Here is a 14,598-nt window from a genome sequence, read left to right as displayed (position 1 = left end):
GCATGAATGGTATTGAAGCAGAAGGTATAACGGTAGTACAATTAGATGAATTGATTAATCTGATAAAAAAAATCCATGGATTTGATTTTTCGGGTTATTCTAAAGCTTCGTTTAAACGCAGGCTGGCAAGGGTAATGCAGCTCAAAAAGCTGAACTTTGTTGACCTGAAATATATGCTGGTTAACGAACCTGATTTTTTTCAGTATTTTTTGGAAGAGATTACGGTCAACGTAACCGAGATGTTCCGGGATCCGCTTTTTTATAAGGCCCTTAACCAGCAGGTGTTACCTTACCTGTCTACCTTTCAGCATATCAAAATATGGAGCGCCGGGTGCTCAACAGGTGAGGAAGTGTACTCGCTGGCTATTCTTTTACAAGAAGCAGGTTTGCGTAAAAAATCGTTCATTTACGGAACTGATGTAAATACGGAAGTGCTGAGGGAAGCCAAACGCGGTATTTACAGCTTGCGTAAAATAAAGTCGTATGCCGAAAATTATCAGTACTCCGGATTGCCAGGCACCATTACCGACCACTTTACCATGTTGTATGATGCGGCAACCATACATGCAGAGCTTCGGCAAAATACACTGTTCTCGGTACATAATTTAATTTCCGACAGTGTATTTAACGAATTCCAGTTGATTAGCTGCCGCAATGTGTTCATCTATTTTGATTCTGAATTGCAGGAAAAAATTCTGGATTTATTTTACCGGAGCTTATGCCCGTTGGGTTTCCTGTGCCTTGGCAGTAAAGAAGCCATCCGGTCAGACTCGTTCCGCAAGCGGTTTAAGGTAATCAGTTCAAAGGAAAATATATACCAAAAAATTGGCGCTTAATGCAGATATAATCGAACGCTGGCATCACTCGAAGGTGCTGCTGATGGCTGGCTCGGCCGGTTCATTTAAGCTGCTTTTTCGTGCCGTAAAAAGTTTTAAGCCTGACTTCGAAAAAACGGTTATCATTGTAATTCACCGCAAAAAGAATTTTTTTAGTGAAATCGAAAAACTGTTTTCTGAAAACAGTCGTATGTACCTGCGCGAAATAAGCGATAAGGACGAAATTAAAGCCAACGCGATATACATTGCGCCCGCCAACTATCATACACTGATAGAAAACGAAAAGCAGTTTAGCTTGGATGTTTCTGAAGCTGTGTGGTATTCCAAGCCATCAATTGATGTTACTTTTCAGAGCGCTGCCGATGTATTCCGGGAAAACTGTACGGCTATTCTCTTTTCCGGAGCAAACCAGGATGGTGCAGAAGGGTTGCTGCAATTGCGCAAGCAAGGCGCATTAACAATTGCACAGCATCCCGGCGATGCAGAAATGCCCGAAATGCCTAATGCTGCTATACAACTTAATGCAGCAGATTACGTATTGGGTACGGAAGAGATTTTTGATTTATTGCGTACCTAACGCTATTTTATTTAATTTTAGCCGTCACAGTATGGATGCCTTGAATATTCTAATAGTTGACGACAGGGAGGAAAACATCATTGCACTTGAAGCTTTGCTTAAGCGCAACGATATTCAAATCTTGTCCACAACTTCTCCAAATGATGCCCTGCGTATTGCGTGGGAAAACAATATAAGCATTGCCCTGATTGATGTGCAAATGCCTGGTATTGATGGTTTTGAATTAGCAGAAATGCTGAAAACCAATCCGCGTACAAAAGATATTCTCATCATATTTGTTACTGCTATTTCTAAAGAGTCAAAATACGCTGTAAAGGGGTTTGGGGCAGGCGCTGTTGATTACCTATACAAGCCGCTCGATCCGTTTATTACCTCAGCTAAAGTGGATGCCTTTATACAACTGGCCCGCACGCAAAGAGAAATAAAAGAAAAGAATGAAGACCTGCAGAACTATGCTATCGTAGTTAAAAATTCTGCTGACATCATAACAACGGTTGACGCACAAACCCTGCGCATACAATCTATAAATCCTGCTGTTGAAAAAATACTGGGCTACAAGCCCGACGAGGTTGTGGATAGCAGCATCGTAGATTTGGCCATTGATGGCGACCGCACAGCGTTCCGCAAAAAGCTATCTGAAATTGCCAACAACAACCTGAAGTTCGCAGTTGCCGAATACCAGTTCGAAACCTTTGATAAGAGAACCATCTGGGTAGAATGCCGGTTTACGTATCGTAACAAAACGTTGTTCATCAACATTAGTGATATCTCACCTCAAAAGAGCTTTCAGGCGCAATTGATCAAATCAAAAGAAGCGGCCGAATATGCAAAAAAGGTAAAGGAGAGTTTTTTGGCTAACATGAGCCATGAGTTGCGCACGCCGGTAAACGGTATTATTGGCTTAACCAATATATTACGCAAAACAGATTTGGATAGCCAGCAGGCAAACGTTGTGGATTTGCTGGAAGTTTCATCGCAATCATTATTAGGTGTTATTAATGACGTACTGGATATATCAAAAATTGAAGCTGGTAAATTCAGTATCGTCCGAGCGCCAAATAATATCCACAAAACAGTTAAGGCTGTTTATGATCTGTTGAAATACAAAGCCGACGAAAAGAACATTGAACTTATTATGGATATTGCCCCCGATGTGCCGGTGCATATCCTGTTTGATTCGTTGCGCTTAAACCAGATACTGATGAACTTGCTCAGCAATGCTATCAAGTTCACGGACCGCGGTTTTGTACGGCTGCAGCTTTCGGTAATGCAAAAGTTAAACAATACCGTAAAGCTCAAATTTAGTGTGGCCGATAGCGGTATTGGTATTCCAGCAGACCGTTTGTCCATGATATTCGATTCGTTCGAGCAGGCCGAAGATGATACCAGTGCTAAGTATGGAGGTACCGGTTTGGGCTTGGCTATTGTAAAAAAACTGATTGAATTGAAAGGCGGCGAGCTAACGGTAAGCAGCCAGTTAGGCAATGGCAGCACATTCAACTTTACCAACTGGTACACCCTGGTAGATGCGCCACAGCAAGAGAAAAGAAATGCAGATCGTTTGGTATCCAAGCTGGAGCCTTTCGGCGATATAAAAGTTTTGGTGGCGGAGGATAATTTGGTAAACCAATTTATGCTGTCCAAAATATTAAAAGATTGGGATGTAGCTTTTGATGTTGTAGATAACGGGCGTAAGGCCATCGAGAAACTGCAGAATCATAATTATGATCTTATACTGATGGATACGCACATGCCCGAGATGAATGGTTACCAAGCCGCAAAATGTATCCGCCTGGATTTTGAAGAGCCGAAAAGGAGCGTGCCGATTATTTCCCTGTCAGCGGCAAGTTTTGATCACGAACAACAGCAGGCATTATCTGCTGGTATGAATGATGTATTGGCCAAGCCATTCCAGCCTTACGAACTGCATGAAAAAATACAGCGTTTGCTGAATATAGAACAAGCCTGAGGTTTATAACAGCAGGCTTGTTGCTGTTACTTTGGTCGTTGTCTTGCCCTTTGCCAGCCGAATTTAATATTTCCTATATTTGCCTTGATGGATATTTTGCGCCAAACCGGCTACCTGCTTAAAAAAGAAATATTGCTCGAATGGCGTTCTAAATATGCCTTCAACGGGGTATTGCTCTACATTGTTTCCACCGTGTTTGTTTGCTATATATCCTTTAACCTGTCGCCCGGGTTTAATACCAGTAACAGTTATCCCGTGGTTTGGAATGTCTTATTCTGGATCATCATCCTGTTTGCGGCCGTTAACGCAATAGCCAAGAGCTTTTTGCAGGAGAGCCGTAGTCGTCTGCTTTATTATTATACCATAGCCAGTCCGCAAGCCGTCATTCTATCCAAAACAATATATAATGCACTGCTTATGACTTTGCTAAGCGTGCTGGCCCTTATTGTATATGTGCTGTTCTTTAACAATACGGTAGGGGATGCATGGTTTTATTTTTTATCCGTGCTGGTTGGCAGTGTTACGTTTGCAACAACATTTACTATGGTATCGGCCATAGCTGCAAAGGCAGGTAATGGCGGTACCTTAATGGCTATACTTAGTTTTCCTGTCATTATTCCGGTTATACTGCTGCTGGTTAAAGTAAGTAAAAGTGCTATGGACGGGGTAGATCGCAGCTTTACTTATGGTAACTTTGGTATATTGGCTACCATTAATATAATGGTTATCGGTGTATCGCTGCTGCTTTTTCCATACCTGTGGCGTGATTAATTGTAATGGCATTAAAATTATATAAGTCTTTCTTATCAATACTTTAGAATGCGCTTTCAAATAGTGCTCTTATTTACCCTGCTGTTTACGGTAACGGCGTGGGCGCAAACCGGCACCATAACCGGTAAAGTGGTACGTTTGAATACCAAAACACCTATGGCCGGGGCCAGCGTATTTTTAAGTAACGCTACGTTTGGCACCACTACCCGCGAAGATGGTACCTTTACATTAACCGGTGTAAAGCCGGGCCAGTATGAGCTGGTCGTGACCTCTGTTGGGTTCGAAGACTTTCAGCAAAATATTTTGGTAGGCGCCCAGCCCTTAACCATCACTGCCGAAATGATGCCCCGCGTAACCGAACTGCACGACGTGGTAATTACCGACGGTGCCAACTGGAAGCGTAATTACGAAATGTTTGTAAAAAGCTTTTTAGGCAGCTCGGCCAATGCCAAACAGTGTAAAATCCTGAATCCACATGATGTTAACGTCATCTACCGCAAAAGCAAAGACCTGCTGGAAGCCTCCTCTTACGACTTCATTAACATCGAGAACAAAGCATTAGGCTACCAGATAAAATTTCTGCTTAAATCATTCCGGGTAGATGGCATTAGCAACATTATTTCCTGGGAAGGAAAGATCTTGTATCAGGAATTGCATGGTTCGGCGGCACAAAAAAAGCTGTGGGAGCAAAGGCGGCAGAATATTTACTATGGATCGAGCATGCACTTCTTCCGGTCATTAATTAGTGGCCGTTTTAGTGATGATAGTTTCATGATGATGCGTTTGCTGCGCAAGCCCAACCCGAAGCGGGCCAATGAAGAAGTAATACGCACAAAGCTAAATTACTTTCGTAACATCAACCGCGATTCCATGAATTACTGGGCAAACCAGGCTAACCAATCCAGGTATATCGAAGATTTGGAAAGGCAGCCATTGGGTGTGCCGGATGTTGTACGCAGAACGGACGAGCCCGGCCTATTTGCTATTACTTTCCCTAATTATTTGTATGTGATATACACCAAAAAGCGGGAGGAGATGGAGTTTAAGGATATCTACCGCCCGCTCGATATGCCAAATTATGAAACCAGCGTAATTACATTATACAAGCCCTATGCTTTGTTTGACAGGAACGGTATCGTAATCTCAGGGCAGAGCACGCTGTTTGAGGGTACATGGTCTAAAAACAAGATTGCCGAGCTGCTACCTGTTGATTACGATCCGAACGAGGTAAAATGATCAAGTCTACACAATAGCGGTTTCAATCGTTATGTTTATTCATTAAAGCTATAGCAATCTGAAAGCACTATTACTTTATCTATTTTAACCAGTGCATCTTAGCGTTAGCATAATCATAAAATGCTTGCTAAGCATAGCGGTTTGCTGTAATTTGTATTACTTTTGCGCGTTCAATTTATGATGAAATTTATATATCAGTCCTGGTGGAAAATTGCAGCAGTATTGCTGATATTTTATACAATAATTGCGGGCTTACTACTTCCCGTACCTGTATTGCCTATTCTGCACGAAACCATACGCAACGTATACTTCCACGTACCTATGTGGATGGCTATGTTTGTCGTATTCGGTATATCCGTAGTTTATAGCATTAAATATCTGAGCAGCGGCAAAGAGCAGGATGATCTGGTAGCCATTGAGTGTGTAAATACGGGTGTGGTATTTTATATATTAGGCTTGCTGAGCGGTATGCTTTGGGCGCGATTTACCTGGGGCGAGTTCTGGAGCAATGATCCAAAACAAAACAGTGCGGCTATTGCCTTTTTATTGTACTGCGCTTATTTGGTATTACGCAACTCTATTGACGAGGAACAAAAACGCGCACGTATATCTGCCATCTACAATATTTTTGCCTTCCCGGTAATGGTGGTATTGCTGTTCATTCTGCCACGCATGACGGATTCCTTACACCCGGGTAACGGCGGTAATCCTGCATTTGGTAAGTACGACATGGATAATACCATGCGAGCCGTATTTTATCCGGCTTGTATCGGGTGGATATTTATCGCCATCTGGATAGCAACTTTACGCTACCGTATCCGTTTAATCGAAAACAAAAAACTTTCCCTGTAATTTAGATAATGAAGAAGCTTGTTAGTTTAGCCTTATTGCTGTTCTGTTTTGTTTGCGTACATGCTCAACCGGTTGACATGGCCGATCAGTTACGCAGCTCGGGTAAAATCTATGTGGTTATTGGAACCATTGCTATCGTGTTTGCAGGTTTAGCAGTGTATTTGTTTTCGATAGATCGCCGCCTTAAAAAGGTTGAACGCGAGGACTGATAATCGGTACAGGGAAATCCAACTTATTGATTAAGCCGTTGTTTACTAAAACATAAACTCAATTTTACCAATTATATACTTATATACATAATTATGGATCACATAGTAGCCACTGATAGTCAGGAGACACATTTTTTTGCCGATGTGTGTAAAAACTTTGACCATGCAGCGCAATTCACCAAGCATGATGCCGGTTTGCTCGATCAAATCAAATCATGTAACAGCGTTTACCGCTTCCGCTTCCCGATACGTAAAGGCAATGGTTTTGAAGTAATTGATGCCTGGCGGGTGGAGCACTCGCATCACCAGTCGCCAACCAAGGGCGGTATTCGTTACAGCGAAATGGTTAATGAGGATGAAGTAATGGCGTTGGCCGCCTTAATGACTTACAAATGTGCCATTGTTAATGTTCCTTTTGGCGGTGCTAAGGGTGGTATCAAAATCACGCCGAAAAACTATACTGTACAAGAACTGGAAAATATAACCCGCCGTTATACGGTAGAGTTAACAAAAAAGAATTTTTTAGGCCCCAGCATTGACGTGCCTGCACCTGATTATGGATCAGGCGAGCGCGAGATGAGCTGGATTGCTGATACTTATGCCACCATGAATCCGGGCCAAGGCGATGCTTTGGGTTGCGTAACCGGTAAGCCAATTGCCTTGCATGGTATTGCCGGTCGCCGTGAGGCTACTGGTCGTGGTGTGGCCATTGCAGCCCGCGAATGTGTAAACATCGGTGAGGACATGCAGCGTTTAGGCTTAATGCCGGGTTTGGCTGGCAAACGCGTTATTGTACAGGGCTTAGGTAACGTAGGTTATTATTCAGCTAAATTTTTAGCTGAGTTTGGCGCTGTAATTGTTGGCCTGTGCGAATACGAAGGTGCTATTTATAATGCCGAAGGTTTAGATGTAGAGGCTGTATTTCAGCACCGTAAATCAACTGGCTCTATTTTAAATTTCCCTGGAGCGCAAAACTTTGAACGTTCATCAGAAGGTTTAGAGCAGCCTTGTGATATTTTGGTACCGGCAGCGCTTGAAAACCAAATCACTGTTGAAAATGTGCGTAATCTGCAAGCTAAAATCATTGTAGAGGGTGCTAACGGACCAACTACGCCAGAAGCTGAAGCTATTTTCTACGAAATGGGTGGCATCATCGTTCCGGATATGTATGCTAACGCCGGTGGTGTAACCGTATCTTATTTTGAGTGGTTAAAAAACCTGTCGCACGTATCCTTTGGCCGCATGAACCGTCGTTTTGAAGAAAACTCAAACCTGAATCTGGTAAATATGGTAGAAGGTATTACCGGTGTGGCGTTAACGCCGCAACAGCGTTCAACCATTATCAAAGGAGCATCAGAGCTGGAACTGGTAAATTCCGGTTTGGAAGATACCATGATCCGTTCTTACCACGAAATACGTCAAACCTATGTGAACACGCCAGGCATCGACACCTTGCGTACTGCTGCATTTGTGGGTGCTATCAATAAAATTGCTGTTAGCTACCAAAACTTAGGTGTTTGGCCGTGATAAATTAAAAATCAAGACTTTAATATCAGAAGTTGAGATTTAAATTAAAGCCCTTACTTGTTATCGAGTAAGGGCTTTTGCGTTTCTAAGTTACGATTGTATAATCCTGACTTAACTTCTAATTCTTTTAATCACGCCTCATTAGTGGATAGTTTGCCGTCAAACGTTAAATGTACTTTCCGGACATTGGATGGTTGCGCAATTTTCCAGGGCGTTCTGCGGCAGGCAACCATGCGGGTCTTGGCAATCCAGGCGAAGCCTACGGCGTTTGATTGATTGCCGCCGTATACTAAAAAATTGTCCTGGTTTTCGCCAACATAAAAGCCCACATGCCCGCCGCCCGGCCGGATAAACACCAATACATCGGCCAGGCATTCATTGCCCTTTGATACCGGCGTACCCCAGTGCGCCCAACTGGCGGCTGCCAATAACTCGGCACTGGGTTGCGGGTACCCGATACGCCTGGCGCAAATGCCTACAAAAAGGCCACACCAAGGTATATCATCATCCGTATACCAGCCTGATACGCCTACTTCTTTAGCCCAGGTCATGATGGTAGAGTTGCTGCCTTTTCCCGGCTTTTCCAATACGCCGTAATGCTTTAGTGCTTCGAGCAGTATTTTTGGGCCTGTTTCTTTTGCAAGCCATTCGTATTTGCCGGGTAGTTTGTTGTTCGCCATAATCTTGGTTCTATGGTTATGGAAGATGATCGGATTTAATGATCTGTATATCAGATTAAGTATAATTGTAGGCGGCTTGTTTTAAAATATTATCAAGAATAATTCTAAATAATATATAAACGTTGTAATAAATCTATTTAGCGCTACGTTTTGTATTTTTGTATGCTGATTTACAGCACGTAGAACTTCATGAAAAAAAGCGCTATTTTAGGTATTATCGTTATAGCTGTTGCTATAGCCGTTATCATTAGTACATATTCTAATTCAAGTACTTACGGTTCGTTTAAGGATGCGGAAAAAACGCAGTCGGAACTGCATATTGTAGGCCATTTAAACAAGCAGAAGCCCCTGTATTATGATGCTACTAAAGATGCCAACTACTTTTCTTTTTACATGAAAGATAACAAAGGCGAGGAGTGTAAAGTGGTATTTACCGGTACCAAACCGCAAGACTTTGAACGCTCTGAGCAGATTGTTTTAACCGGTGCAATGCGTGGCAATGAATTTCATGCATCAAAAATTTTGATGAAATGTCCATCAAAATACACCGAAGATAAAGTAGAAGTCACCGAGGCTAACGCTAAGCAAGCCAGCTTATAACAATAATAGTTTTTTAATGGATACAGTTTTTAAAGGGGAGCACCTTTTACCGGGGCACTTAGGGCAGTTATTTGTCATACTTTCGTTCGGTACAGCACTGCTTTCAACCATCAGTTACTTTTTTGCAACTACACAAACCAATAAGCTCGATAAATCCTGGCAAAGGCTGGGCCGTATTGGTTTTTACATCAATACTATTTCGGTTGTAGGTATTGGCTGCTGCCTTTTCTATATTATTTACAATACGCTATTTGAATATCATTATGCCTGGGCGCACTCATCGCGCAAGCTGCCGGTTTACTATATCATTTCCAGCTACTGGGAAGGTCAGGAAGGAAGTTTTTGGCTTTGGACTTTCTGGCAAGCGGTATTAGGTAACGTATTGGTTTGGAAAGCCCGCTCGTGGGAAAACCCGGTAATGACGGTGGTTATGCTATCGCAAACGCTGATATCATCCATGCTTTTAGGTGTGGTAATCTTTGGCGAACGTGTAGGTAGCTCGCCGTTCATTTTACTTCGCGAGGCCTTGCAAGCGCCAATCTTTAGCCGCCCGGATTATTTGCAATACATCAAAGATGGTAACGGCTTAAATCCATTGCTGCAAAATTACTGGATGGTTATCCACCCGCCAACGCTGTTCCTGGGTTTTGCATCCATGATTATTCCGTTTGCTTATGCCGTAGCCGGCTTGTGGCAAAAACGTTATACCGAGTGGGTAGCACCAGCTATATCATACGGCTTGTTCGCCATTATGGTACTGGGTACCGGTATTATCATGGGGTCTTTCTGGGCTTATGAGTCGCTTAACTTTGGCGGTTTCTGGAACTGGGACCCGGTTGAAAATGCTTCGGTGATTCCATGGCTGGTATTGGTTGCTGCAGTACACGTACTTATCGTGTTTAAAAACACAGGTCATTCTTATTTTACAGCTACCTTTTTAACGCTGTTCAGTTTTGTGCTGGTATTGTATGCTTCGTTCCTTACCCGTAGTGGTATTTTAGGCGAAACATCAGTGCATGCTTTTACCGATTTAGGTATGTTCTGGCACTTGGTGTTTGATGTAGTGATTTTCCTTATTATCACCATTACATTATTAGTATGGCGCCGCAAAGAATTACCTGTTACTAGAAAAGAAGAAGAAACTTACTCACGTGAATTCTGGATGTTTGTAGGCTCGGCATTTTTGGGCTTGTCATGCCTGCAATTGGTAGTAGTAACCTCTATCCCGGTTTGGAATGCTATGTTTAAAACGCATATTGCACCGCCAACCAATCCAATACAGTTGTATAATGTTTTTCAGGCTGGCTTTGCCTTTGTGGTTACCCTGTTCTTAGGCTTTACGCAGTTCTTGAAATATAAAAAAACCGATACCACCCGTTTCTTCATTACTACAGGTGTATACTTGCTTTTCTCGGCTTTGCTTACCGCACTGGTTGTTTATGTAACAGGCGTGTATAAACTGAAATTTGTGTTTACGCTGGCCATGTTCGGTGCTATATATGGCGTTGTTGCCAATGCCAAAGTACTGGCCGATGCATTTAAAGGCAAATTCAAGCTGGCCGGATCTGCCGTAGCGCACATTGGCTTTGGTTTGTTACTGGTGGGTGCTTTAATTGCTGCTGGTACCAGCAAAGTCGTATCAAACAACAGTACCGGCGTTATTGAGGTGCAAGGATTTGATAAAGTAGCCGATGTAAAAGAAAACATTATGCTTTATAAATACCAGCCTGTTGATATGGGCGGTTATAAAGTAACCTACATAGGCGACTCTATTGTTGCGCCAAATCATTACTTTAAAGTGCAGTATCAAAAGTTTGATGAGGCGGGTAAGCTTACCGAAAGCTTTATTTTAAAACCGAACTCTCAGGCCAATGCCAAAATGGGGCTGGTTTCATCTCCGGATACCAAGCACTACCTGTTCCATGACTTGTATACCCACGTATCGGCTGCACCTATAAAGGATGAGATGCAAGAAGCGGATGCTATGGGCGGTGATGAGCAGCATAACCCGGCTGAGGACGCAAAGAAATATGATCCGCCAATTGTGCAGGAAGCAAGCCTGGGCGATACCATCCGTTTCCGCGAGGGTTATATTGTATTAAGCGGACTTAACCGTTCGCCTAAAGTGCAAAACATCCCAATGGGTAAGAACGATGTAATGCTGGGTGCAACATTGCAAATTGTATCACATGGGCGCAACTATAGCGCAGAGCCAGTGTTTATGATTAAAGATGGCAATGCATATGACTTCGCTAAGAAGGTAGATGATATTGGTTTAAAAGTACGCTTTACTAAGATCATTCCGCAAAACAATAAGTTTGAGATAACCTTGTATCAGCAACCTGAAAGCCGCAAACCATACATTGTAATGCGCGCTATTGAGTTTCCTTATATCAATTTCTTCTGGGCAGGTACTATCATCATGGTGATTGGCTTCCTGATGTCAATCTTTAGAAGGAATAAAGAACTGAAAGTGGTTTAAGAACAATGACCGATTTAGTTTCGCATAAACAAAACGTCATGAATAACGGATACACCGTTATTCATGACGTTTTTTCGTTTGCAGAGGTTGATGCAATCATAAGTACTATTGAAGCTGTTGATACTTCGAAAGCAACGTTCCGCAAAACGGACGACTTATTTGCCATTCGCCAGTTTTTAAAAGAAGTACCGGATGCAAAAGCGATGGCATTAACTAAAAAGCTGCAAAATATTATCAACCAGCTTTTTGGTAATGGCTATTTTTTAGTCAAATCAATCTACTTCGATAAGCCCGAAAAATCGAATTGGTTTGTCTCTTACCATCAAGATTTGACTATATCTGTAGATAGGCGGGTGGAGCAGCCTGGCTTTGGTCCGTGGACTGTGAAGCAAAACCAGTTTGCCGTGCAACCTCCCTTATCTATATTACAGCAAAACTTCACAGTCCGGATCCATTTAGATGATACTGACGAAACGAATGGTGCTCTGAAAGTAATCCCCGGCTCGCATGCTAAAGGTATTTACCGCCCCGAGACGATTGACTGGAGCCACGAGACAGAAGATATTTGTACAGTTCCGAAAGGCGGCATTATGATTATGCGCCCATTGCTTTTACATGCTTCAAACCGTACCACCGGCAATAAGCGCCGGCGAGTAATACATATTGAATTTAGCAAAGCAGAGTTACCTGAAGGGTTACAATGGTCGGAACTTAATCAATTGAACTGAGTATGAAAATCATCTTCATTGGCTCTGGCAATGTAGCTACGCATTTGGCTACAGCTTTCAAACAAGCAGGTCATCAGATAAAGCAAGTATATAGCCTGAATCACCATAATGCAGAACTGCTGGCTAAGCAAGTTGAAGCCGAAGCAATTAATAATTTACAGCAAATAACTGATGATGCTGACATTTTTATTATCAGCATAAAAGATGATGCGATTGAAAGTGTAGCAGCCGAGTTAGCAATACGTAAAAAATTGATAGTGCATACCTCTGGTGCAACACCGTTGCAAACAATTTTAAAATATACAGCGCAAGCCGGCGTATTTTACCCGCTTCAAACATTCAGCAAAGCAAAGGAAGTGGATTTCAAAAATGTGCCTTTATGTATTGAGGGTGCAAATGCTGAAATCACCGAACAACTTATCGAGTTGGCTCAAAGCATCAGTGATAAGGTTTTTCATGTAAGTTCCGATCAGCGTAAGGTATTACACCTGTCGGCCGTTTTTGCCTGCAACTTCCCCAATTATTTGTACTATGTAGCCCAACAGTTACTGGCACAACATAACTTAGATTTTGATTTGGTGCGCCCGTTGATAATGGAGACCGCGGAGAAAGTACAAGAACAATTACCACAAGCGGTACAAACCGGTCCGGCTATTCGCAATGATGTAAAAACTATGGACGCCCACCTGGCGTTATTAGGTAACAACACGGCGTTAGTGCAGTTGTATGAAATGTTAAGTCAGGCAATCATCAAAATGGGAGCAGACGGACATAGCTTTGAGTAATTTTGTTACTTTTGCCAAAATGGACATTTTTAAAGTTAAAATAAGCTTTGAGGAGGCAGGCCATGAGCCGGTAGAGTTACCGATTGCCGAAGGCGAATCGGTATTGGATGTGTGCCTGGAAAACGGTATCGAGTTACAACACAACTGTGGCGGCGTATGCGGTTGCAGTACCTGCCATATCTATGTTACTAAAGGCATGGATCATATTCAGGAAATATCAGATAAAGAAGAAGACTTTATTGATCGTGCTGTTAACCCGCGCATTAACTCTCGCCTGGGATGCCAGTGCGTAATTATTGACGGCGACATTGAAGTAACCTTGCCCGATCAATCTCAATTTTTAGGACACTAATAGCAAGATATATGTTGGTTGTGAAGTAGACTTAAGCAGTATCATTAAACGCCGCTTTGTAAGTACATGCAACCAATTACTCACAACAAAAATTATGAGCAACGATAACAAATTTGCGTTACCCATTCACTGGAACGATTACGAAGATATTGCCATGGGCCTTTATGAAAAGTTTGGCGATGATTTTGACGAATCAAAAATATACCGCATTCGCTTTACCGATTTGCTGGAGTGGGTATTGAGTTTACCCGATTTTGCCGGCAAGCGCGAAGAAGCCAATGAAGGTCATTTGGAGCAAATCCAATCTGCATGGGTATATGAGTGGCGCGACAACCAATAGTGAAGCATAGGTTTTGTTAAGTGAATTTCTTAAAATTGTATAATTTGTTAAAATATTTACAAAGCCTTGTTTAATAAGTTTAAAGATATCACTACGTTCATATTTGATGTGGACGGGGTACTGACCGATGGTTCGGTATATGTAAATGAGCAGGGAGAGCAAACCCGGTCATTTAACATTAAAGACGGTTATGCATTGCAACTGGCCGTAAAGCTGGGTTACAATGTATGCGCCATATCGGGCAGCCGGTCCAAAATTGCTATACACCGCCTGAACAGCCTGGGTATACAGGATATCTATCTTGGATGCAGTGTCAAAACCGATACCTTCAAAGTTTATATCAACGAGCGTGGCATTAGCCCCATGAACGTAATGTACATGGGCGATGACATACCCGATTTGGAAGTGATGAAACTGGTAGGTTTACCAGTATGCCCCGCTGATGCTGCTGAAGAAATACGAGCCGTAAGTGAGTATATTTCGCACTTGGGTGGCGGCAAAGGCGCGGCCCGGGACGTTATTGAGAAGACGCTCAAAATTCAGGGCAAATGGATGGGAGCCGAGGCTTATAGCTGGTAGCCGTTTAATCCATCGATTTGGTATACGTTAATTTATCTGAACGGTCAATCACCGAAACCAAACATACGAATGAAG

The 14,598-nt window shown here is 42.6% G+C and carries 16 protein-coding genes; 15 read left to right on the top strand and 1 reads right to left on the bottom strand.

Annotated features, from left to right (window positions below; all coding sequences use genetic code 11):
• Nucleotides 1-2 precede the first annotated feature (2 nt).
• From KHS38_RS03125 to KHS38_RS03090, 8 genes are all read left to right on the top strand, one after another.
• Nucleotides 3-836, top strand: coding sequence for a CheR family methyltransferase (locus KHS38_RS03125; RefSeq protein ID WP_213486967.1), 834 nt, complete (start codon nucleotides 3-5; stop codon nucleotides 834-836).
• The gene (locus KHS38_RS03120; RefSeq protein WP_213486965.1) at nucleotides 826-1,413 is read left to right on the top strand and encodes a chemotaxis protein CheB; all 588 of its coding nucleotides are present in this window, start codon (nucleotides 826-828) and stop codon (nucleotides 1,411-1,413) included. The genes KHS38_RS03125 and KHS38_RS03120 overlap by 11 nt, the downstream gene beginning before the upstream one ends.
• 31 nt (nucleotides 1,414-1,444) lie before the next feature.
• A complete protein-coding gene (locus KHS38_RS03115) occupies nucleotides 1,445-3,382 on the top strand; it encodes a hybrid sensor histidine kinase/response regulator (RefSeq protein WP_213486962.1) in 1,938 nt (645 codons plus the stop codon).
• Nucleotides 3,383-3,469: 87 nt separating this feature from the next.
• Nucleotides 3,470-4,153, top strand: coding sequence for a heme exporter protein CcmB (locus KHS38_RS03110; protein ID WP_213486960.1), 684 nt, complete (start codon nucleotides 3,470-3,472; stop codon nucleotides 4,151-4,153).
• Nucleotides 4,154-4,201: 48 nt separating this feature from the next.
• Complete coding sequence (locus KHS38_RS03105) at nucleotides 4,202-5,389, top strand: carboxypeptidase-like regulatory domain-containing protein (RefSeq protein WP_213486959.1); 1,188 nt, start codon at nucleotides 4,202-4,204, stop codon at nucleotides 5,387-5,389.
• A 180-nt stretch (nucleotides 5,390-5,569) separates the two neighbouring features.
• Entirely contained in the window at nucleotides 5,570-6,241 is a 672-nt protein-coding gene (ccsA, locus tag KHS38_RS03100) for a cytochrome c biogenesis protein CcsA (RefSeq protein ID WP_249665321.1), read from the top strand.
• An 8-nt stretch (nucleotides 6,242-6,249) separates the two neighbouring features.
• Nucleotides 6,250-6,450 carry a CcmD family protein gene (locus tag KHS38_RS03095; protein ID WP_213486956.1) on the top strand — a complete coding sequence of 67 codons (201 nt, stop codon included), beginning with the start codon at nucleotides 6,250-6,252 and terminating at the stop codon, nucleotides 6,448-6,450.
• Nucleotides 6,451-6,543: 93 nt separating this feature from the next.
• Entirely contained in the window at nucleotides 6,544-7,977 is a 1,434-nt protein-coding gene (locus KHS38_RS03090; RefSeq protein WP_213486954.1) for a Glu/Leu/Phe/Val family dehydrogenase, read from the top strand.
• Nucleotides 7,978-8,108: 131 nt separating this feature from the next.
• Here the strand turns inward: KHS38_RS03090 and KHS38_RS03085 are convergent, their stop codons facing one another.
• On the bottom strand, nucleotides 8,109-8,657 hold the full coding sequence (locus KHS38_RS03085) for a TIGR02594 family protein (protein WP_213486952.1): 549 nt from the start codon (nucleotides 8,655-8,657) through the stop codon (nucleotides 8,109-8,111).
• Nucleotides 8,658-8,846: 189 nt separating this feature from the next.
• Here KHS38_RS03085 and KHS38_RS03080 point away from each other — a divergent pair, with 189 nt between their 5' ends.
• The 7 genes from KHS38_RS03080 to KHS38_RS03050 all read left to right on the top strand — a co-directional run bounded on the left by KHS38_RS03080 (nucleotide 8,847) and on the right by KHS38_RS03050 (nucleotide 14,523).
• Nucleotides 8,847-9,257 carry a cytochrome c maturation protein CcmE domain-containing protein gene (locus KHS38_RS03080; protein WP_213486950.1) on the top strand — a complete coding sequence of 137 codons (411 nt, stop codon included), beginning with the start codon at nucleotides 8,847-8,849 and terminating at the stop codon, nucleotides 9,255-9,257.
• A 16-nt stretch (nucleotides 9,258-9,273) separates the two neighbouring features.
• Nucleotides 9,274-11,739 (top strand): cytochrome c biogenesis protein CcsA, encoded by a 2,466-nt coding sequence (gene ccsA / locus KHS38_RS03075; protein ID WP_213486948.1) that lies wholly within the window; start codon nucleotides 9,274-9,276, stop codon nucleotides 11,737-11,739.
• 38 nt (nucleotides 11,740-11,777) lie between these two features.
• Nucleotides 11,778-12,467, top strand: a complete 690-nt coding sequence (locus tag KHS38_RS03070) for a phytanoyl-CoA dioxygenase family protein (RefSeq protein ID WP_249665260.1) — start codon at nucleotides 11,778-11,780, stop codon at nucleotides 12,465-12,467.
• A gap of 2 nt (nucleotides 12,468-12,469) precedes the next feature.
• Complete coding sequence (locus KHS38_RS03065) at nucleotides 12,470-13,252, top strand: Rossmann-like and DUF2520 domain-containing protein (protein WP_213486946.1); 783 nt, start codon at nucleotides 12,470-12,472, stop codon at nucleotides 13,250-13,252.
• Between the two features lie 19 nt (nucleotides 13,253-13,271).
• A complete protein-coding gene (locus tag KHS38_RS03060) occupies nucleotides 13,272-13,604 on the top strand; it encodes a 2Fe-2S iron-sulfur cluster-binding protein (protein WP_213486945.1) in 333 nt (110 codons plus the stop codon).
• Nucleotides 13,605-13,698: 94 nt separating this feature from the next.
• A complete protein-coding gene (gene iscX, locus KHS38_RS03055; RefSeq protein WP_213486942.1) occupies nucleotides 13,699-13,944 on the top strand; it encodes a Fe-S cluster assembly protein IscX in 246 nt (81 codons plus the stop codon).
• 66 nt (nucleotides 13,945-14,010) lie between these two features.
• Nucleotides 14,011-14,523, top strand: a complete 513-nt coding sequence (locus tag KHS38_RS03050; RefSeq protein ID WP_213486940.1) for a KdsC family phosphatase — start codon at nucleotides 14,011-14,013, stop codon at nucleotides 14,521-14,523.
• Nucleotides 14,524-14,598: the final 75 nt, after the last annotated feature.

The organism is Mucilaginibacter sp. Bleaf8 (assembly GCF_018390515.1).
Lineage (GTDB): Bacteria > Bacteroidota > Bacteroidia > Sphingobacteriales > Sphingobacteriaceae > Mucilaginibacter.
This window is presented reverse-complemented; position numbering and strand designations above follow the sequence as displayed.